A 21,650-nucleotide genomic window follows, 5' to 3' on the forward strand; every position below is an offset into this window, starting at 1 on the left:
CAGGGGTTAGTTTTTATAATTGTACTTGAATTCTTTGACCAAGTTTCCTGTTTTGGAATCCTGTCTTATTTCTTTCAGCCTGTTAGCGGTGTCATAGATATACACTTCTCTGATTCCTGATGGAGGCGTAATACTCGTTACTCCTACTAAAGGGTCGTAAGTATACGTTGTGATCTGGTAATTGGATAAACCTGAATTTTTTCTAAAGTTATCTAACGCGATAATCAGTGAAGGCTCCTGAGCAGGATCAGCTGCATCATCATTGGAAGCATTGACAATGGTAGTGATCAAGGATTGGGTAATATCAGATAGCTTGGCACCTTCTATTTTAGCAATAGGCTGAGTTCCATTATATCCCCAGATAATGGTTGTTGAAACTCCAGCTTTTGTAGTATACTGCTGAATGTTTCCTTTGGAATCATATCGATCATAGGTAACTTCGATAGTCCCTGGTGATGAAAGGTTGGAAATATCATAAGAGAGTACAGACATCGGTAATATGAGTCCTGATGTTTTTGTATTGGCTTCAGTTTGAGTTTTGGGATAGATGGTTTCTATTTTTGATAAAGTTTTAGTACTATTTCCAATAGTTTGAGTGGTCATTGTTTCTAAGGGAATACCCACTATATTTTTACTGATCATCAATGGATTGTTTTTCTCGTGAGCATAGCTAAATACAGATGTATTCTTAGTTCCAGTAGTATCTAAAAACTCCGTTTGAGTCACTTGATTATGTTGGTTTGACCCATAAAAATATTTCGTAGTTTGTACCAATGCCGGAGCATTATTATGGTAAAGAACCTCTTCTTTTTCACTTAAATAAGGATGATAAGAGTAGATATTATAAGCAGATAGCCTTATTAGCTCTGCTACTCCCTGCAGTCGTGTAAAAGCACCATCGGTGATCGCCTCACCATATACATTACTTTGAAAATCATATGCTCTGATATTGTCATCAAAACGTGTGGGAAGAGCATTATACTTAAAATTAGTTTGGTGTACAATCGCACCATTCTTATCCTTTTTAATAATGTTTAATGGTTTCCCTCTTTCAAAATCTAAGGAATTAAACCCAACGTATCTCAAATTATTATATAAAGAGTTAGTACTGAATGCTGAAAAAACATAAGCATTTGCACTCTTGTCTATATACCCGTTATCACTATTGGTAAAATTGTATTCGGTTGTTCCCCCATTCCCATTTTCAGAAACTTTTTCAATGACTTTAGTATAAACAATATGTTTTCCTTTAGTATTGTTTGTTTGAATTATAGGTACATCAGCAAATCTGTAAATTCTGGATTTACTATCCTGATCTTCTTCATAGTAAACCGGTTTTCCAGATAAAACTCCTGTAGACTTTCCATTTAATGCCCCATTCTCAGTATAAAAATAGTCTTTAACAATTCTTTGGCCATCTCCGGGATCTGTAATTATCCTTTTTATTCGTAATCCTCCTGCTATTTTTTTTGCTGTATCTTCTATATAAAAATTATATGGAGATGAAGTTTTAACATCGATGACTTTTGTATAATCATGCGGTTCGAAAATAAATTCACTAAACCCTTTTGTTGGGAAAGTCACTCTCTTTAAAACACCTTTTGTTAATTGAGCAGGATCCGTTTCTTTATAAGTTGGAAGTACATTTTTTAGTTGATTGGGTGTATAAAAAAGTCCGTCACCAGGTTGTACACTAGTTAAAAAGGATTTATTATTATAATATCCCCAATGATCATTTTTCCTCTGGTTATACTTTGGTAAATCTGTTGAAAAATAATCCATAGAATAAATTTGTCCGTTTTTATTAAAGCCTGTTAAGTATAATTTTTTATTGGGATCTTCCAAATAATTAAAATTAATTTCCTCTATTACAGCACTTTTGTCTATAGTTATTTTATCAAGCTTGAAAAAATGTTTAGCGTTCCTGATATCCACCCCATAGTGATGACTATATTGAAAGGATTCATTCCACTGTTGAGTAGTAATGGGTGAATAGTCATATTCTTCTACATTGGCCGGGGTTTTAAAAAAATTAATAGAATATTCATTGTTCACATTAATATTTTTCAGATAGGTAACAAAGGTTCTTTCCGGATTTATATATACACCTTGTTGTTTTTTAGCTGATACCCCTGAGTTTATATTATAATACATTGAAGTAAAAGAATGAGAGACTTTATAAAACGCTCTATTGTCTCTTTCATAATTGTAAGTAATTTCAAATTTATTAGGTAGAATTACTTTTGTCAGGAACCAGGAATTAGCAATAAAATGAGTGTTAAACGAATTAATTGTACTACTATTATAAGGAGTCGCTGAAAATTCAATAGATTCAGGGGTTTTACCAAAAATATATTGAGTCCCTTTTTTGTCAGTAAGAACAAATCCATAAATAATTCTTTTTACCCTATGGGTCTTACTGTTTAAAGGCTTAAATCCGTTTTCATAAACTTCAAAATCAGAGGCAAGTTCACTTGTAATTTTAATATCTTTAAAATCTCCGGATGCTACTATCCATTCTCCTTTATGATTCTTATAAAATGTTCCCGACATTCCATTGACACTGAAATTAAACTCATCTGGAGATGGATATACTGTTCTTCCACTCCCAAAAAGAGATTTGTTTATATTTATAAATTGATATAACTTAGATGATGAAGCCCAATCTGCAGCATCCAGCATTCCATAATTATCATAATATGAATATTTGTTACTTGGGGAGTCATTATGGACTAAAACTTCATCGATTCCTCCTTTCACTGTTCGGGTTATAACACCCCCTACATTTACATTCCATCCTACACCAGCCCAGGTAGGAGGAATATCTGGCTTTATAGAAGATAAATTGTAAGATAGATCAATATTCAAATTGTAATTATCTTTGGTATAGCTGAATAGATTAAAGGAAATAGACGGCTGTCCTGTAAATAAATCTATCCCCATCGGATCAAACTGTCCCAAACTTGCAGAAATAGGACTATTACTAAAAATAGTTGGAGTATATGGATTTCCACTATTAACCTGCCCATTAAATAAGGAAGAAAGCAATGTAGAAGCTAATATTATTTTTCTTTTCATCATGTTATTTTTTAATCAGTTTAGTACTTGCAGTTTTATTCCCATCCGTTTTTACAGTTACCAGATAAGCTCCCTGAATCAGGTTCTGAGTATTAATCTTCGTTACTTTATTCTTCGTTTTCATGCTCTGTAATTGTCTCCCGCTCATATCGTATATGGTTATCTCAGCCTCAAACAATCCTGCTTTTAAACCTTCAAATCCAATCTCCACATACGCAAAGTCAGATACAGGATTTGGATAGATCTTGATATCCTGTTTTTCAATCAACTGATCAAGCTGTTTATCTCCCAGCTTCACAATCTTCCAGTTCTCCTTTCCTAACTCATCTGCACTGGTTCCTGCCAGGATGATCGAACCATCTTTATTTAATTTTAAATCTGAAAGTCTTTCCTCTTTTTTCTTCTCCTTTCCTTTAACATGTTTTCTCCACTGTTCATTTCCATCCTGATTTACATACAGCATCCAGAACGTTTCATCATTAGATTCTATTCTTCCTTCTGCCTGGGTGTAACCTCCGAGTAAGATGCCCTTAGTTGCTGGTTGAGAGTTGCTAGTTGAGAGGCTACTAATAGTACTCATACTCATTAGAACGTCTCTGTTTCCAAAATTGTAAGATTTCTGCCATTGCTCATTTCCTCTTTCGTCTAGTGAAACCAGCCAAAGGTCAGTTCCTTCTTCAATCCCTACAGTCTTATTTCCTGATCTCTCAGATCTGGACTCTCCACCGATCATATATCCGTTTGATGTTAAAGCAAGGGTTCTTACATGATCATCTCCTTTTCCTCCAAAGTTCTTTTCCCATTCAACTTTTCCATCTTTGCTCAACTTTACGATCCAGTAATCACCTTCTCCGAAATTCTCAGTGGTTTTGGATTGATAAGTAATGGGTAATGAGTGATTAGTAATAGTAGAACGATCAGCTTTTGAATTGGAGATCGTCTCTTTTTCATTACTCATTACTGATTGCTGATTACTCATATTCACAGCTTCGCTGCGTGAGTAAATCCCTACCAACACACCTCCATCTTTTGTAGGAATCATTTTCTCTACTTCATCTAGTCCTCTCGCACCTAAAATCAGTTGTGAAATTTCTTTTCCGTCTTTATCAAGCCTGATGATCCACACATCTTTGGAGCCATAACCTTTAGAGGCATTTTGTACATTACCGGCTACAAAGAATCCTAAATCCGTGGTTTGAATAACAGATCTGGCTTCTTCATCAGCAATTGTCCCTAACGTTTTCTGCCATAATTCATCTCCAAACTCGTTGATTCTTATCAACCAGATATCGCTACCTCCTTTGGAATCTTCTTTTTTATCAAGACCCTTACCTGAATATGAGGTTCCTGCTAGAAGCGCTCCTCCTTCTTGGGTATTCACCGTTGCAGATAGATAGTCATGGTTGCTTCCTGAGAAGTATTTTTCCCAAATCTGCTCTCCCTGTTGATTGAGCTTCACCAAATGAAAATCGTACCCGTTATTCTGCCCGGTAGTACTTCCAGCTCCCATCTTCTGGCTTCCAGCCTGAATACTACTTCCTGTAATTAAATATTGCTGATCAATAGTAGTGGTTACCTGGCTCAAAAAATCCTGGGTAGAGGACTTGATATTTTTCTGCCAGAGTGTTTCCTGAGCAGAAATGCTCAGAATAGTACATATCGAAAATGCACTTAAGTAGAGTTTCTTCATCTATAACGCTTTTGTATTTTTTTATTATGGCTGCTAATCTAAAAGATTCGACTAATAATATCAAAAGAATTATGGTAAATATTTCACCTTCTAAAGAATTTTTAGATAATTTAATTGTGACTAAATTTCTTAATTAAAATGATTTTATATAAAATAAATATATAATCAATCAGTTATATATAAAATACATAACTAAATAGAATATAGTGAGTGGTATTGATAGATAATAAAAAAATAATATTAAATTAATTTTATTAATAAATAATTGTTTTTTAACGAAATATATACCTTTAAAAACACTAGATTCATAGCATAAAATGTGTTATTGGTCACTTTTTATGCTTCTGAATTTACTCAATATGGTATAGAAACATAGAAATTCAGCTTTTTTACTTTAAGTTTATATTTTTAGATGATTTTGAAAGAGAAGAAATAAGCCAATTTTGGTCAGGTTTTTGAAGCATTAATTAAGAATAATAATCATTTATTCTTTTTAATAAACCAATCACTTAAAAATATTATATTATGTCAACACAAAATCTGACTCATCTTGAGGCTATTAAAAAAATCCAGGAACTTTCTACTAATGCTAAAATCTGTATGTTCTGTACGGATCTGGAAACTTTGCCTGTTACTTCTCGTCCTATGGCGTTGCAGGAAACAGATGATAGTGGAAATCTGTGGTTTATCAGCAGTGAGACCAGCAATAAAAATTTTGAAATTAAAGAAGACCGCAGAGTACAATTGTTCTTTATGAATAATGGAGATTCACAATACCTTTCAGTATATGGAACTGCTTCTGTGTATAAAGATAAAGCTACCATAGAAGAAAAATGGTCTGCTATGGCCAAGGCCTGGTTTGACGGAAAAGATGATCCGAATGTTTCTATTATCAGGGTAGAACCTAAGGAAACCTACTATTGGGATACCAAAGCAGGAAAATTAGTGAGCTTATTGAGTTTTGTGGCATCAGCGGTTACAGGAATTAAAACAAATAATGCTGATGGCGTCGAAGGTAACGCCAAAGTATAAATAAAAAACAGGCAACCTTTTCAGGCTGCCTGTTTTTTATAAATATTTAAAATGGCTTTGCATCTTGTTTCATGAATTTTTTTCCAAAATAGCTTTAGTTGGAATCTTAAACCGGCAGGTCATTGGAGGCTAAAGCCTGGTTTGGAATAAGGGCTCCTATTCATTGAAAGCCATTTTTACTTATTTTTTTACATCTTCAAGAGAAGCTCCAAAATTAATATGCAATACATTTCCATTAGGAGTCACTAATGCAGGTACAGACTGTACCCCTGCTCTTTCTGCAGCTTCAATTTTACTTCTGTCTTCTCCAAGGTGAATACGTTCTACATTTTCTTCACCGATAAGGCTGATGATATCTTCCTCTGCACTGACGCATACCGGACATCCTGCATGATAAAAAACGGATTTTGTCATTGTATTATTTTTTAAGGTTTTTAATAATAATTTTTAATTCTTCAATTTCTTTTTCCTGCAAAGGTTTCAAAGGGCTTCTTAAGTTTCCGCCTTCTTCCCCCAGAATATTCAGACCTGCTTTAACGGCTCTTGGTAAGCCTTTAGCTACGATGAATTTTAATAATTCAACCTGTTGATAGAAAATATCCTGAGCTTCTCTGAGCTGATTATTTTCGATGGCCTGATATAATCCAATATTTAATTCCGGGATTAGATTAGGTGCTGCTGTACACCATCCCCTTGCTCCTGCTGCAAAAGCTGCCAATGCTAATGGATTTGAACCATTGTAGAAAGCAACATCTTCTCCCAATTCTTTTCTTAAATAATGCATTCTCTGAATATCACCCGTACTTTCTTTGATCATCGTGACATTAGGAATTTCCAATAATCTTTTCAAAAGAGCTGGTGACATATCTACCCCACCTGTTGCAGGATTGTTATAAGCCATGATAGGAATTGAAATTTTACGGGCGACCGTATCATAATGGGTAACAATTTCATCATCGGTGAGCTTCCAATAGGTCATGGGAATGATCATCACAGCATCAGCACCTGATTTTTCAGCAAATTGGGCATGATATACTGTTTTTTCAGTTGTGAGATTAGATACCCCTACCAATGTCGGAATTCTTCCCTTTACCTGTTGTATAGTTGCTTCAGTAATAGCCTCTTTTTCTTCATCGGATAAATAAGGCAAAACACCTGTGCTTCCCAGTGGAGCAATACCATGATTGCCTGATATCACTAATCTTTCGACAAGCTTTTTAAACAATGGAATATCTACCTTTTCATTGGCATCAAAAGGAGTAATGGGATAAGCAATAATCCCTTTAAATGGAACATTTTTCATATAAATCATTTTAAATTGTAATAGGATCTGATCAACATCTGTTTTGAGATCCTGTCAAAACTATTTTTGAAGTACTTTTTGTGGCTTTTAATTACTCAATCCACAGTATAAATAATTTCATCTCTGAAATGAACCAACTTTTGTTTATTTAAACCACCTTTATTATACATCATAAAAGCCACAAAAAGCATTCACCTGTTTACAGGTCTCTTCCTTCTTCCTCTCTCAATGCGACACCCAGATTCTGCAATTGGGGTGCATTTTCACAGGCAATATATTTTGCCGGTTCCGTATCGCTCAGATTTTGATGCTTATGCCATCCCCATGAAGGAATATATACTGCATCTCCAGCCTGCCACTCTACTTTTTCTCCTTCTATTTCTGTCCATCCTTTTCCTTCGATCACATACAATACCGTTTCATACGTATGACGGTGTTTGTTGGTCTGTTGTCCTGGTAATAGTCCACCAATGGTCATGCTTACATTTTTACTGGGCAGGTCTACAAAGAATACCGGATGTTTTCTCTCCGTTGAAAACTGATCATGCTCTCCTGCTTTTTCTACATTTTTATGAATCAAGTGAGTAGGTTTCTGAAACTGAGGTCTTGCAAAAGTTTCGTGAAAGTCTTTTGAACTAAATTTTTTACTGTCCATGATTTTAAAATTTTAGTGTTTTCTGCATTATTGCTCTACAAAAATATCTTATATTTGGACTATTCAGGTGATTCAGTTTTAACATAAATAGGTAGTCCAGATGTTGCGTCCATGGAAATTAGAATTAGAAATTGACAGAAAATCAGGTAAAGCCATTTACCTCCAGATTGCAGATACTATTATTTCAGATATACAATCCGGAAGGTTAAAAGCGGGTGATGCCCTTCCTGGAAGTCGTGTCCTGGCTGCTATGCTGAAAATAAATAGGAATACAGTAGTAGAGGCTTACCAGGTATTGATCAATGAGGAATGGGCAATTTCTAAAGACAGGAAAGGAATCTTTGTTTCCGATCGATTGCCTTCTTTAGGCATACAGCCAAGAAATAATATTCTGAAAGATCATGAACATACCGGACCAGACATTCCCTTTTTGATCAATTTTGATGATGGTCATCCGGATAGTAAAATAGCCCCTGTAAAAGAGCTGGCAAGAGCATATCGGCAGATATTCAACCGGAAAGCTAAATGGCAGATGATGGGATATACGGATGTACATGGCGATATAGAATTCCGGAAAGCAGTTTCTCAAATGCTCAATCACCAGAGGGGCATGCACAGCAATGAAGATGAAATTTCGATTACACGGGGAAGTCAGATGGCTATGTTTCTAACAGCTCAATGCTTAGTCGAAGCCGGAGATGCAGTAATCGTTGAAAACCCGGGATATCAGCCGGCATGGAGAACTTTTGAACATGCAGGCGCAAAACTTCTTCCCATATCTGTTGATGAGGAAGGTCTGGTTGTCGACGATATTCTTCATCTTTTAAAACAAGGAAATAAAATAAAAGCTATCTGTATTACTCCTCACAGACAGTATCCTACCACGGTTACCTTAAGCTTAGCACGAAGGCTAAAACTGGTAGAACTATCGAATACTTATGGTATAACGATTATTGAAGACGATTACGATAATGAGTTTCATTTCGGTTACCGCCCTATCTTGCCGCTTTCCAGTTTTCCGGAGCTGGATCATTATGTATACATTGGTACTATGAGTAAAGTTGTTGCGCCAGCTTTAAGAATAGGATATCTGGCTACTAAGGACCAAAATCTTCTTCAAAAAATTGGAAAGCTGAGAAAAATGATTGATGTACAAGGGGATATTATTATGGAACAAGCCGTTTTACAGCTGATCAGGGACGGTGCTGTTAAAAAGCACATTAAAAAATCTACCATCCATTATAAACATAAACGGGATTTTGTACATAACCTTCTGGAAAAGTATTTGAAAAACCAGGCAGATTTCAGCTTGCCGGATGGAGGATTGGCTTTTTGGATTGTACCGAAAGTAAAATTGAACTGGGATAAGGTAACTGATTTATTATTAGATAAAAATATCAGAATAATCCATCCTGAACAATACAGTTTTAGCACCCCGGTAAACGGATTCCGATTAAGCTACGGTTCCCTTTCTGAAGAACAACTGGAACAGAGTATCAGAATAATCGGAGAGATTTTAAGAGATCAGAATTAGATAATCTTTTACTTTTATCCTTTAAATTTAGTGAGTACTCCATTCTTATAACAATAAAATTCATAGACAGGATCTTTGCGGAAAGCAAATACTTTTTCCAGATCAATTCTGTCATATTGTGAACGTATCCGATCATATTTTTCTTTAAGATGAACCGGTAATTCGTCCGGTCGTATAGGCCTTTCTATTTCCAGTCCATCCTGAATAGCAAATTCAATAACAAAATCCATTTGCCTCCATGAGATTATGGATTCGGTTTGAAAATTATGGTGTGTTGCCGAAAAGGAAATGTTATCCTGTTCGATAATTTTGCCGGATGTTCCGATAAGAAGCATAATTCCTGATGCCACCATGGCTCCATATCCGATTTTTCTGAAAATAAACTCACTCAAATAAGGAAGAATATACTTCACGGTATAAGATGATACGATGGTAGCTACAGCAATGGCAAGTCCTAGCCAAAGTGCAGTTTTGGAATAAAGTCCCAAAGAAATATAAATAACCAGTTTTATCATATGCAGGAAAATCTCATTCGCTGCCCGGGTTGCCACAATTTCTTCTTTCTTAAGTCCGAACTTCAGATAAAAACGGTTAAAAAGCAAGCCTATAGCACCTGTAATTCCGGATACAAAGCCGGCACAAAAGCCAATTATACCCAGCATAAACTTGGGATAAGGCTTTTCTTCTTCAACAACTGTTTTTTTACTTTTGAAAAGCTCTGGAAGATTGGCCAATAGGAAAAATGCAACGATTAACTGAAGGTAATCAGGATTGACATATTTGATCATCCAGGCACCTGCCAGTACAGCCGGAATAGAAAAAGGCACAAACCAAAAGAATATCTTCCATTGGATATGCTTTTTAAAGACAGCAATCCTTGATGCCGAACTGGTAAAAGTTCCTATGGTTAATGAAAAAGGAACAACAGAACTGGGTAATAACAGATTAAGAATTGGAATTAATATTAAACTCGCCCCACCACCACAAATAGCACTAATCCAAAATGCTATGATAGCTCCTACAAATAAAAGAATGATATTGAAAGTCATGTTTTAAAATTGAATTGATCAGAAATTTTTTACCAGCCCTATCCCTACGTTTCCCTGTTGGTAAAAAGGCATCATCATTGTTTGGGATTTTTCTTTTTTTCCTCTTAAAATTTTGTTGATTTTAGGATATAGCCAGTATGCGAGTTCGGTGGATAAAATTCCAAAGCCTGCTCCTCCTACGACATCACCAAACCAATGTTTGTTATTCAACATCCGGTATACACCCGTAAAAACAGCAAATGAATATCCTGAGATTCCCAACCAAAAATTGGTGTCTTTGTATTCTCTAAACATAAACTGGGCAGAAGCAAAGGCCATCGCTGTATGCCCTGAAGGGAAGGAAAGATTGTTGGAACCGTCCGGCCTTTCTTCTTGGGTTATATGCTTAAGGGGTACAACCATTGCAGAAGAGATCAGTAAAGAAGTTCCGTAAATAATACTGCGATCGCGGAAATTATGTTTTCCCTTTATTCCTAAAGCATTTAAACCATATACAAGAGCTGCAGGAGCAAACTGAGAATAATTATCCAATTGGATAGGATCAGGTTTGTGTTCGCTGATTTCATACTGGGTTGAAGAGTTCAGTTGTTGAAGTCCTTTTATACTTAGGCTTGCAATACCATAAGAAATTAATGCAGCAGGTATAATCAGTTTTTTATAGGTTAATCGGTGACTGGTATCATTGATATCCGCAGGGGCTGAACTTATGACACTATCTTGAGGAGACGTAACCAATAAGCTGTCCTGAGCTTTTATATTTTGAAAGCCTATACAAATTAAAACCAGACTGATGAATATATGTTTCATTGGGTTATTTTATTTGACTTAAAACTTATAACTGTACCCTAATCTGATGACCTGTGTTTCATAGTAATCATCACTTGTATATCTAAATCCTGCACCCTGGATCTGTTTTTTTATAACCATGGTATTCAATAAATCAGAAGCATTGAGAAAAACTTCTCCCTTACCATTCTGTATTGATTTTTTTGCACCAAGATCCATTGAAAATCTTGAGCCTATTTTTCCTTGCGGAATAATATCCGGAGCCAAATATACCATCGTTAACTGCGCATTAATTCCTTTAGAAAACTTGAAAATATTGTTCAGTTTTACATTTCCTGAAACTGCAGACTGCTGATCTGCAGAAAATACATTAGGCTGAGGATACAGATTTTCAACACTAAATGCATTGATTTGGTTGCGGTAAATATTTCCATTGATATTAAAAGAATATACCGTGGATACTTTCTGATTCCAGATCGCTTCAAGCCCTGAATTATAACTTTTTCCTGCATTTTGAAATATAGCATATATCAGAGTACTTTCAGGAACAATACTGGAAATTCTGGTAATCGTTCCATTGGAAAAACGATGATAGATGGAAGAGTACAGGTATCCGCTATCCCAATTGTATTTATGGCCTAACTCTATAGAGTTGGTAAACTGTGGTCTGAGTCCCGGGTTTCCTACTTTAATGATTTCAGCATCATCATACTTAGGGAAAATTCTGATATCCACTTCATTCGGACGGTCTACTCTTCTGTTATAAAATATAGAAAACTTATTACGATCATTAAGCTTATAGGCTACTCTCAGATTCGGAAACGGCTGAGTGTAGTTGTACCCATCGCTTGAATAAGTTGGATGATTAGGGTTAACATCGTACTGAATTCTTACATACTCCATTCTAAGCCCAAGTTCCGCCTCCCATTTTTTGTTTTCAAAAATATAGTTTCCGTATACAGCAGGAATTAATTCCCTGTAATTAGCCCAGCCCCCTGCATTCGCATCGATCACAGAATTGGTTCCGGGCATAAAGTTCATATTGGTAGGAATACTTCTGTTTCTCAGTTTAATCCCGGCCTCAATACGTCCGTATTTGAGAGGTTTTACGTAATCAATATTGAAATCATAAACCTGTTCATCCGACAGAAGTTTAAAAGCATCGGTCCCTGAAGATGCCGGCAGAAAATTATCATAGAAATATTTTTCATCTTCCCTGTGGAAAGTATAATTAAAGCCAATATTTAATAAATGTCCGGCCTCCTTGAATTTATGCTGATAGGCCGCTGTGGCCATTACAGTAGTTTTCAGCTCATCTTCCAGAAACTGCCATAAGCGGAGTCTTTGTGATAAATTGCCATTAAAAAATGGCTGGTCTCCCCGATCGGTAATTTTTTCACTTCCATACATCCCTGAAACAGTTAATGTATTCTGGCTGTCGATGTTCCAGTCTATTCCTGCTTTTGTTGTCAGAAAATTGGTATTTCTGTTTCTTTTGAGCTGTGAATTGATAACTGTTCCATTATCATAAGTACGAGTTACAAATTCATTTTTATTAAGTGTTTCCGTATATAAGTTATCAGCCTGCAGGAAAACATTAATCTTATCTTTTCTGTAATTCAGAGAAACAGAAGGATTTATTTTCGGGGTTGAAGTATATTGAGGACGAATGGTTGGCAAATTACCCTTTCTTTCCCAAAGAGATCCTAATCCTAAAGTTAATCCTACTTTACCATTCCAGCCGTTTTGCTTGTTTTTCTTCATGATAATATTAATAATTCCGGCATTTCCATTCGCATCATACTTTGAAGACGGATTGTTAATGATTTCAATTTTATCAATGGCTGAAGAAGGAATGTTATCTAGTCCGGTCTGGCTTCCAAACCCCGTTAATGCAGTTTGTTTTCCGTCTATTAAAACCGTTACCTTATCATTTCCGCGTAGTTGTACCTTACCATCCTGTACGGTAATTCCCGGAAGATTCTGTATACTTTGAAGTACGGAGCCTCCACTCTGGCTGATATTATCAGCTACAGAATAGGTCTTTTTATCAAGCTGATTACTTATCTCACTCTTTTTATTAGCTGTCATTATCACCTCTTCAATTTTTGCTTCCCTGGCATTATTGTTCAATCCCATTTCTATTGGTGGGATATCCAGAAATTCGGAAAGACTTCCCACAAAAAGAACCTGTGTATGTGTTGTATACCCCGGAACAGAAGCTTCTACCAGATAACTTCCGGGTTTCACGTCTGTGAGAGAGTATCTGCCCTCTTCATTAGTGATGGTTCCGGATACAAATACACTGTCTTTTGCCGATTTCAGCATAATATTGGTATAGGGTAATGCAGATTTTCCGGCAGAGGTTACCATCCCTGAAACAGTCACCGATGATACCTGGGCTGTAGCTGCGGAAGAAAATAACATAACCATTAAGAAGAAAAATAACAGCTTGAATCTATTCATTATATTTTGTGTTTAGTCTTTAATTTCTTTTATAAAATTTCCTTGAGTATCAAAAATCAAATCCATTCCATTAACTTCAGCTTCATAAGTCTCAACTCCTTTTGAATCTGTAATTTTTGCAGCTTCTTTTATTTTATGATCAGGATATTTTTTCAGAATAAATTCTCTGGCAGGAACCGGAAGATCTTTGATATGAACAGGAACTTCCGTTTCTATAATATTTCCTGAAGCATTTAAAAGAACAGAATAAATTATCCCTTTCGACTGAAATCCGGCTTCATAATTTTCTTTTTCCTTTTCCCATTTCACATTTTTAAGATCAGGAAACTGTTTCTTTAAAGCAGACTGTACAGAAGCAGGAATCTCTTTTTGCTGGATCTTTTGTGCTTTCATGACAACCGTACCTGCAACGATAGTCAATAGCATGATTAATTTTTTCATTGTATTTAATTTTTATTCTGATACAATGATCGGACATGATTTAGAAGAAATTTAGAATTTTTGATTCTGGGGATTTAATATCACTGTTTTTTTATGTGAAATCATAACCATTACAACAAGTAACACTACAGAGACCATTGATGCATTCAGTGTTCCCAGATTCAGACCTCCACTTGAAAGAGGCTTGGTAAGAAAATCTCCGAAAGTAGCTCCAAAAGGTCTTGTAAAAACAAAAGCAATCCAGAACAGTAGGACATGATTAATCTTCGTGAAATAGTGCAGAAGAATAACGACAAGGATAATAATGCCGGTCACTAAGGCACCGGTTAAATAACTTAATCCCATATTATCGCTTAAGAAATCACCAAACGCAGTTCCAAGGCTGTTTGAAAAAAGAATAGCAACCCAGTAGTATACCTCTTTAGTCCTCTCAAAAATGGGATACACTTCAAGGTTCCAGTACTTCCTGTACCACAAAAATAGGGTTCCGGAAAGTCCGGTAATTAACAGTAGGCTTCCTACCAGATATCCTGCTTTCAGAGTTCTATCTATAAAATCGGAAATCTCCGTGCCTAATGTTGTGGTTCCTACAATCACCAGCCAGTAAATGGCGGGAATATATTTTTTAACCTTTAATTGAATGGATATGGTGGTTATGAAAAATAATAGAGTAACCGCAATTCCTACAGTATATCCAAGGTTAAGGGTCATAGAGATAAAGTCTCCTAGGGTTTCTCCAAGAGTTGTTGCTGTAATTTTCATCAGCCAGAAAAGAAGGGTGACAATGGCAACTTTGTTAAATGTTTGCATGATTTTTTATTCAAAGTTCCTAACCAATTTTGTAGAAATTTTGAATGTTTATTTTGTAAGGATTGATAAGATCTGCTAAATCAGCAAGATTAAAAATAATCTTCAACATCCGTGTAAATCTAAAGGTAATCTGTGGTGAAAAAATTAAACCACAAAAGACACAAAAGTTTTTAAACACTTTAGTTATTTAAGTCCAATTCATAATGTATAACAAGTACACATAAGCTTTTTAAAAATCAAAGATTTTTAAAAGATCTGCTAAATCAGCTCAATTTGCGAGAGCTAAAAATAATCCTCAACATCGGTGTAGATCTGAATAATCTGTGGTAAAAAATGAATCACAAAAGCTTTTTAAACAATTCATTTATCGTTCCGAAAGCTTAGCCACAAATGCACGAATGATCTTTCTGTAATGTCTTTTTTATCATTGTATTCGTGCATTCTTGGCTATAATATTTACCATTTTAAAAATCTGCTAAATCAGCTCAATCTGCGAGATTTAAAAATAATCCTCAACATCCGTGTAAATCTAAAGGTATTCTAAGACATATGCAAATTATATCTTGTTAAATTTACAAAAGGTTCTTCCCTTTTTACGACAGCAAATATTCTATATACAATTTTACAGCATACAGCATTGATAATAGAATTATGTGCTTTTCCCTGTTGTTTTTTTCTTTGGTAATAAGATTTTAATTCTTCATCATAAATTACGGCAGAATTAGCACCATTAAAAAGAATCGTTTTAATTCTTTTATTTCTAAGTTTACTTGTTTTAGTTTTGCCTTGAACACTTGTTCCTGATGTATGCTCAAAAGGAGCAATCCCTGCATAACAGTTGAATTTCCTTGGGTTTTGAAAACTTGTAAAATTATTCGTTAATACAATCATATAAGCTGCTGTGAGGAATCCAACCCCTTTCACTTTGGTTATTTTTTCAAAGTTTCGGTTGAGGTGTTGTTGATTATGGATTTCCTGTTTTATTTTTTCTTCAACTAATGCTATATTTTTATCCAGTTGCTGTATATGGCCCATAATATCATTAATTTCAAAACTTACATCAGCTATTTTATTGATCTGATAAAAAGCTTTTATCTCATTCTTGAACTGTGTTCTTACCTTTATCAAATGATTTCTGTAGGTAAGAAGATTTTTTATCTTAAGCAGTTCTTTACTGGGAAGGAGATAAGGTTTAAGTTCTTTGCAATATGTTTTTGCATACTTGGCAATCCTCCAGGCATCAACTCGATCATTCTTTCCTCTTTGTATTCCCTGACTTAATTTTATTTCGAGAGCCGGGACCTGATAATAGCTTATTTCTTGGCTTTCCAATATCCTGGCAAGGAGCAGCCCATAATTTCCTGTATTTTCAAAGCAATACCACAATTGAGCATTCTCTGGGATGTTTCTTGAAATCATACTTTCAATTCCTGATAGAGTATTTTCAACTTTAAAAAAAATGTCTTTCTCTTCAGAATCACTCATGATACAAACATCCAAGGTATCTTTGGAAATATCAATTCCTATAAAATAACTTTTCATAACTTTGGATTTAGGATTTATCCTGAATGAACCATTTTGAATAATGCTAAAACCTTTAATAAGCCTTAATGCTTAACATTCTAAATGGCAGATATTCAAAAGAGAAAATAAAGTCTGATACTCAGAATAGTTCTGTTCTGGAAATCTGTTTAGTTCACTTTATTTTCTCTGGTTCTTCAGAATATAATTATTATCTAATTTAATACTAATTCATTGTGTAAATCTAAAGGTAATCTGTGGTGAAAAAATTAAATTACAAAAGACACAAAAGTTTTTAAACACTTTAGTTATTTAAGTCCAATTCATAATGTATAACAAGTACACATAAGCTTTTTAAAAATCAAAGATTTTTAAAAGATCTGCTAAATCAGCTCAATTTGCGAGAGCTAAAAATAATCCTCAACATCGGTGTAGATCTGAATAATCTGTGGTAAAAAATGAATCACATAAGCTTTTTAAACAATTCATTTATCGTTCCGAAAGCTTAGCCACAAATGCACGAATGATCTTTCTGTAATGTCTTTTTTATCATTGTATTCGTGCATTCGTGGCTATAATATTTACCATTTTAAAAATCTGCTAAATCAGCCCAATCTGCGAGAGTTAAAAATAATCCTCAACATCCGTGTAAATCCATTTATGAAAAAGAAATAGAAAAAATATGGTAATTGTTATCAAAATGGTATTCTAAATTCCATTGCTGATGAATACAAATCTCCTTGATAATAGCTAATCCAAGCCCACTTCCATTATTATCTGTTGACGCTCTGGAAAATCTCTTGAATAAAGTATCTTTATTCAATGCAGCAGATCCCGAATTGGAAATAATCAGGTGCTTTTGAGTAAGTTCAATATTTGCCGTTCCATGAGATTGCGTATGCCTTACGATATTAATCAGGAAATTATTAATCAGAGTTTCTGCCAATGTTCTGTTACCTTTGATTGTGATTCCATCAGCAATTTGGGTGTGAAGTGAAATGCTTTTTTGGTCAAAATGTTCCTGAAACACCTCTATATTCTGATGAAGTATTTCACTCATCAATAGGCTTTCACTCTCTGCAAACTGAAAATTTTCAATTTTAGCGAGCAGCAACAGGTTTTTATTGATGCGGGCGCTACGGGTTAGCGCTCTATTGATCTCTTCTGCAATATGATATTGCTTTTCAGTGAGATCCTCATTTTGAAGCAGGATGTCCAGTTTATTTTTAATAATAGCTAGTGGAGTTTGCAGCTCATGAGAGGCATTTTCAGTGAATTCTTTCTGGGTTTTGTAGACAGAAACATTATGTTCTATCAGTTTCTTTAAGGACTGATTTAATTCTTCAAATTCTACAATATCAGAACGTTCAAATTCTATGGTATCCTGACTGTTCAGATTGAACGTCTTTAGCTTTTCCAATGTATTTCTGAATGGCCCCCATATAGAAGCTGAGAGTCTTCGGTTTAAAAACAAAAGTCCTAAAACAATCAACACGAAGAAAAAAACGGTGATTGCTGCAATCACTGCAATCGTTTCATGAGACTCTTCAATATTGGTTTCTACAGTAAAAAGATAAGGTTTTTGATTGATATAAATCACTTTTTTAAGGCAGCGGTAACGTTCAACCTCAGGCTGATCCTTAAATGTCTTTTGTTTCTCTGCCGTAAATGTTATATCTTTTTTTAGATGATTAAAGGGAATTTTTTCAATATCAGTTCCGGGTTGAATTCTATTCCAGAGAAGAATGCTTTTATCAAGTTCAGCCTCAGAGAGCTTTAGACGATTGAATCCATACGCTGTTTTCTCTGCAATCGTTATATTATGTTCATCCAGTTCACTTTCCCAGATTGTATCTACTACCCAGTAATAAACGGGGATGCTCGTGATCAGTATCACAAGAACATAGATCAGGAAGGGCTTTGTGGTTTTACTTAATAGAGGCTTCAACAATTTAAATTTATAATTAAGGTTAAAATTACAGGGTATTGAGTAGTTTTCTCTTTATTCTTCATCATTACTCATTACTCATGATTAATTAGCTATCTCCTTCCCATTTATACCCTGTTCCATATACTGTTTTTAAATAATGTTCACTGCCGGCATCATACAATTTCTTTTTCAAGTTTTTCACATGGGCATAAACAAAATCATGATTATCAAGCATATCGGCAAGATCACCGGAAAGATGCTCTGCCAGGGTACTTTTGGAGATTACTTTATTTTTGTTTCCGATAAAATAGATCAACAGGTCAAATTCCTTTTTAGTGAGGGCAATAGGTTGATTGTTAATTGCTACAGTTTTGGCCAATAGGTCGATTTGCAATTCATTTTGTTTGATAATATTGGAATTATTGAATTGTTTTCTTCTGATAATAGAATAAATTCGGGCCATAAGCTCTGAAAGATGGAAAGGTTTGGTCAGATAATCATCTGCCCCTAATTGCAATCCGGCAATCTTATCATCCAGTGCATTTTTTGCAGAAATGATAATTACACCATCCTGCTTATTCTGTTTTTTTAATTCTTCGAGTATTTTGAGCCCGTTTCCATCAGGAAGCATAATATCTAGTAGAATACAATCATATTGGAACACCTCTATTTTATTCAGTGCCTCATGAAATGTTGAAGCAAATTCGCATAAATAGTTTTCTCCCGAAAGATATTCGGCGATACTTTTAGCAAGTTCTGCTTCGTCTTCTATAATCAATATTTTCATGTGGCTAATTTACAGATTCAATTTTGAAGAAATTTTGAATACCTTAAAATAACCATTAAATACAATCTATTAAGCACCTAAAACAAAATGTTAAAGGTACCCATATCAAGACTCTCGTGAAACTATTGACTTTCCTATCCTATTGTAGAATAATAAGCTGGTTAAGTTCGCTTTTAAAGCAGCCCAATATAAACTCGGTGTAATATTTTTGTGCGTTAAATGCCTGTGTTTTCGGATGCAATTCCAGCTGTTTGGAAAGAATGACCTCTCCCTTATAGCTAAATGAGAAGAAAGAAAAGATTTTATAGGCTGAATTTCGGATAGGTGTTGCATACCCTGTAATCGCAATAGACCAATCCGTATTGAAAAGTTTAGCAACATTTAAAGCCATCGTTTCAGCAATATTTCTTGAAACACAGTCACAATTTTCGGCTTCTTCTTTATCAACATCCAGGAACTTTACTTTTTCGGGTAAAGTATAAGTGGTAATACCTCCTTTATAAAACAAAGAAGCATTAGGCATCTGTGAGAAAGCTAACTGCATCAAACCGGATGTAACACTTTCTGCTATTGAAATGGTTTCATTAGTGGTGATTAACGAATGGCTGATATATTCTAGTAAATTTTTTTGAAACTCCATGATAAATAATATTTTGTGGTGATTGAATAAGTATTAAAGCGTAATATATGGAAGGTTTTCCCTTCGCCCGGCTTGTAAAACTTTGAATATTAGATCTTTCAAATTTACAATCGAATAACTCACATTTTTATGACTTGAGTCATAAATCTCTGCTAAAACAGTATTTTCCTGTTCTCAATTCTAAGCATATTTTCTTTTTCCATTTTTTTCAAAACCCTTATCACTGTTTCTACACGTAGTCCTGTCAGATTGGCTATCTGTTGTCTTGTAAGCTGTACCTGAAAAGAATACTGGCAACTATCTTCCTGATAGCTTTTCAGGTATTCCATTAGTCCCTTTAACCTCTGAATAGGATTTTGGGATGCCATATTCTGAACCATGATGGTCTTATAATAAAGCTGCTGAGAAAGACATGAATTCATTTTTAAAGAAATATCCGGGTATTCTTTCAGAATTTCTAAAAAAACATTTTTAGGTAATCTTATAATTGTACTGGCCGTTATAGATACCGAATTAATTGGATAATATTTATCCAGAAAAATTAAAGGATCTCCAAAACTCTGCTTCTCTCCTAATATATTATGGATAAACTCCTTGCCTTCATCACTGTAATTATTGAGCTTCACCCTCCCTTTAATAATCTGAAAATAGTAAAGCGCGTGGTCTCCTTCTCTAAAAATCAATTCACCGGGTGTATACGTTTTAGTTTCTCCACCAAATGAATATAAAAGTTCTTCATCGATGTTCATACAGCTTACTGTCTTCATAGTTGTGCGCTTATTTTTTATCAGATATTAATGTTTAGTTTTTATAGGTAAATAATTCTAAGCAAATGTCACACCGCATTTTTATAAGAAATTGTTAATAAAAGTTAAATCCATAAATTCTTTTGAGAATAATTTAATTATTAAATAAAAACAAGATATATGTAAAATCGAAATTCGAGATTAATCTAAAAAAATAAAAGACCGCCGGAAAAGCAGTCTTTTATGTTATTATAGAAGCAAGTTTACTTTGCAAATTTTTTAGTGCCGGCGACACAAAGAATAACTCCTACCGTTACCCCAAGCATTCCCATACTTACCGGTTCGTGAAGCAGATAGGCAGCCAGTGCCAATCCAAAGAACGGTTGTAAAAGCTGTAACTGTCCTACCGTCGAAATACCACCCTGCGCGAGTCCTTTGTACCAAAAAATGAAGCCTATAAACATGCTGAATAAAGAAATATATCCCAATCCAAACCATCCTCTGAAACTCACATTTTCAATATGATCTGGAAAGTAAATAAAAAATAAAGGAATCATTAAAGGTAAAGATAAGACCAAAGCCCATGAAATAACCTGCCATCCACCCAAAGTTTTTGAGAGCTGAGCACCTTCAGCATATCCTAAACCGCATAAAATAATAGCAGCCAACATTAACAAGTCGCCTACAGGCGAAGCTGAAATTCCTTGTGAGACCGCAAAGCCTATTACAAGAAGACTACCTATAATAGAGAATAACCAAAATACAGGATGTGGACATTCACCCCCTCTTAATACTCCGAATATAGCGGTTGCCATAGGAAGCATTCCCAAAAAAACAATAGAATGAGCAGAAGTTAAATACTGTAATGCCAATGCCGAAAGTAAAGGAAAACCGATAACACAGCCTACAGATACCAATAATAATGGGAAGATCTGTTTTCTTATCGGACGTTTTTCTTTGTAAATTAATAAAACCGCCAAAGCGAGAATACCTGCGATCCCTGCTCTCGCAATTGTAACGAAAATAGGATCCATATCCATAACAGCCAGTTTGGTAGCAGGTAAAGAACCACTAAATAGAAGTACTCCTATAAAGCCATTGATCCAGCCATTAAGTGATTGATCTTTTGAGATTGTATTTGTTGTCATTGCATTTTTATTTAATAATTCAAAATTAGAAAGG

Annotated in this window: 18 protein-coding genes; 2 read left to right on the forward strand and 16 right to left on the reverse strand. The window is 34.9% G+C overall.

The genetic code is table 11. The annotated features are described in order from the left end of the window. Positions 1-6: 6 nt before the first annotated feature. Both CJF12_RS04575 and CJF12_RS04580 read right to left on the reverse strand, forming a co-directional pair. Positions 7-3,078, reverse strand: coding sequence for a hypothetical protein (locus tag CJF12_RS04575; protein ID WP_131329607.1), 3,072 nt, complete (start codon positions 3,076-3,078; stop codon positions 7-9). Between the two features lie 4 nt (positions 3,079-3,082). Further along, positions 3,083-4,768, reverse strand: coding sequence for a T9SS type A sorting domain-containing protein (locus CJF12_RS04580; protein ID WP_099668547.1), 1,686 nt, complete (start codon positions 4,766-4,768; stop codon positions 3,083-3,085). Between the two features lie 525 nt (positions 4,769-5,293). Between CJF12_RS04580 and CJF12_RS04585 the strand changes: the two genes are divergently transcribed. Continuing rightward, positions 5,294-5,800, forward strand: a complete 507-nt coding sequence (locus CJF12_RS04585; RefSeq protein WP_034687968.1) for a pyridoxamine 5'-phosphate oxidase family protein — start codon at positions 5,294-5,296, stop codon at positions 5,798-5,800. A 180-nt stretch (positions 5,801-5,980) separates the two neighbouring features. Here CJF12_RS04585 and CJF12_RS04590 read toward each other — a convergent pair whose 3' ends face one another. The 3 genes from CJF12_RS04590 to CJF12_RS04600 all read right to left on the reverse strand — a co-directional run bounded on the left by CJF12_RS04590 (position 5,981) and on the right by CJF12_RS04600 (position 7,758). Further along, the gene (locus CJF12_RS04590; protein WP_034687970.1) at positions 5,981-6,214 is read right to left on the reverse strand and encodes a thioredoxin; all 234 of its coding nucleotides are present in this window, start codon (positions 6,212-6,214) and stop codon (positions 5,981-5,983) included. Between the two features lie 4 nt (positions 6,215-6,218). Continuing rightward, complete coding sequence (locus tag CJF12_RS04595) at positions 6,219-7,103, reverse strand: dihydrodipicolinate synthase family protein (protein ID WP_034687990.1); 885 nt, start codon at positions 7,101-7,103, stop codon at positions 6,219-6,221. Between the two features lie 199 nt (positions 7,104-7,302). Further along, positions 7,303-7,758: a cupin domain-containing protein gene (locus CJF12_RS04600; RefSeq protein WP_034687972.1), complete on the reverse strand. Its 456-nt coding sequence runs from the start codon at positions 7,756-7,758 to the stop codon at positions 7,303-7,305. A gap of 100 nt (positions 7,759-7,858) precedes the next feature. Here CJF12_RS04600 and pdxR point away from each other — a divergent pair, with 100 nt between their 5' ends. Then, entirely contained in the window at positions 7,859-9,292 is a 1,434-nt protein-coding gene (gene pdxR, locus CJF12_RS04605; protein WP_034687974.1) for a MocR-like pyridoxine biosynthesis transcription factor PdxR, read from the forward strand. 14 nt (positions 9,293-9,306) lie between these two features. Here pdxR and CJF12_RS04610 read toward each other — a convergent pair whose 3' ends face one another. The 11 genes from CJF12_RS04610 to CJF12_RS04660 form a co-directional block, all read right to left on the reverse strand. Further along, the gene (locus CJF12_RS04610; protein WP_034687978.1) at positions 9,307-10,341 is read right to left on the reverse strand and encodes a sulfite exporter TauE/SafE family protein; all 1,035 of its coding nucleotides are present in this window, start codon (positions 10,339-10,341) and stop codon (positions 9,307-9,309) included. 18 nt (positions 10,342-10,359) lie between these two features. Next, positions 10,360-11,148 (reverse strand): phosphatase PAP2 family protein, encoded by a 789-nt coding sequence (locus CJF12_RS04615; RefSeq protein WP_034687980.1) that lies wholly within the window; start codon positions 11,146-11,148, stop codon positions 10,360-10,362. 18 nt (positions 11,149-11,166) lie between these two features. After that, positions 11,167-13,593: a TonB-dependent receptor domain-containing protein gene (locus CJF12_RS04620; RefSeq protein WP_034687982.1), complete on the reverse strand. Its 2,427-nt coding sequence runs from the start codon at positions 13,591-13,593 to the stop codon at positions 11,167-11,169. A gap of 12 nt (positions 13,594-13,605) precedes the next feature. Further along, complete coding sequence (locus CJF12_RS04625; RefSeq protein ID WP_034687984.1) at positions 13,606-14,034, reverse strand: PepSY-like domain-containing protein; 429 nt, start codon at positions 14,032-14,034, stop codon at positions 13,606-13,608. 51 nt (positions 14,035-14,085) lie between these two features. Continuing rightward, entirely contained in the window at positions 14,086-14,844 is a 759-nt protein-coding gene (locus CJF12_RS04630; RefSeq protein ID WP_034687986.1) for a COG4705 family protein, read from the reverse strand. A gap of 540 nt (positions 14,845-15,384) precedes the next feature. After that, on the reverse strand, positions 15,385-16,386 hold the full coding sequence (locus CJF12_RS04635) for an IS110 family RNA-guided transposase (protein ID WP_034683537.1): 1,002 nt from the start codon (positions 16,384-16,386) through the stop codon (positions 15,385-15,387). A 637-nt stretch (positions 16,387-17,023) separates the two neighbouring features. After that, positions 17,024-18,313 (reverse strand): sensor histidine kinase, encoded by a 1,290-nt coding sequence (locus tag CJF12_RS04640; RefSeq protein WP_034686300.1) that lies wholly within the window; start codon positions 18,311-18,313, stop codon positions 17,024-17,026. Between the two features lie 88 nt (positions 18,314-18,401). Beyond that, positions 18,402-19,082, reverse strand: coding sequence for a response regulator transcription factor (locus CJF12_RS04645; protein ID WP_034686302.1), 681 nt, complete (start codon positions 19,080-19,082; stop codon positions 18,402-18,404). A 139-nt stretch (positions 19,083-19,221) separates the two neighbouring features. Next, positions 19,222-19,722, reverse strand: coding sequence for a CinA family protein (locus tag CJF12_RS04650; RefSeq protein WP_034686303.1), 501 nt, complete (start codon positions 19,720-19,722; stop codon positions 19,222-19,224). 152 nt (positions 19,723-19,874) lie between these two features. Next, a complete protein-coding gene (locus CJF12_RS04655) occupies positions 19,875-20,489 on the reverse strand; it encodes a Crp/Fnr family transcriptional regulator (protein WP_051887354.1) in 615 nt (204 codons plus the stop codon). Between the two features lie 242 nt (positions 20,490-20,731). Further along, a complete protein-coding gene (locus tag CJF12_RS04660) occupies positions 20,732-21,616 on the reverse strand; it encodes a DMT family transporter (protein WP_034686305.1) in 885 nt (294 codons plus the stop codon). Between the last annotated feature and the right edge of the window lie 34 nt (positions 21,617-21,650).

It is taken from the genome of Chryseobacterium piperi (assembly GCF_002285635.2).
GTDB classification, from domain to species: Bacteria; Bacteroidota; Bacteroidia; order Flavobacteriales; family Weeksellaceae; genus Chryseobacterium; species Chryseobacterium piperi.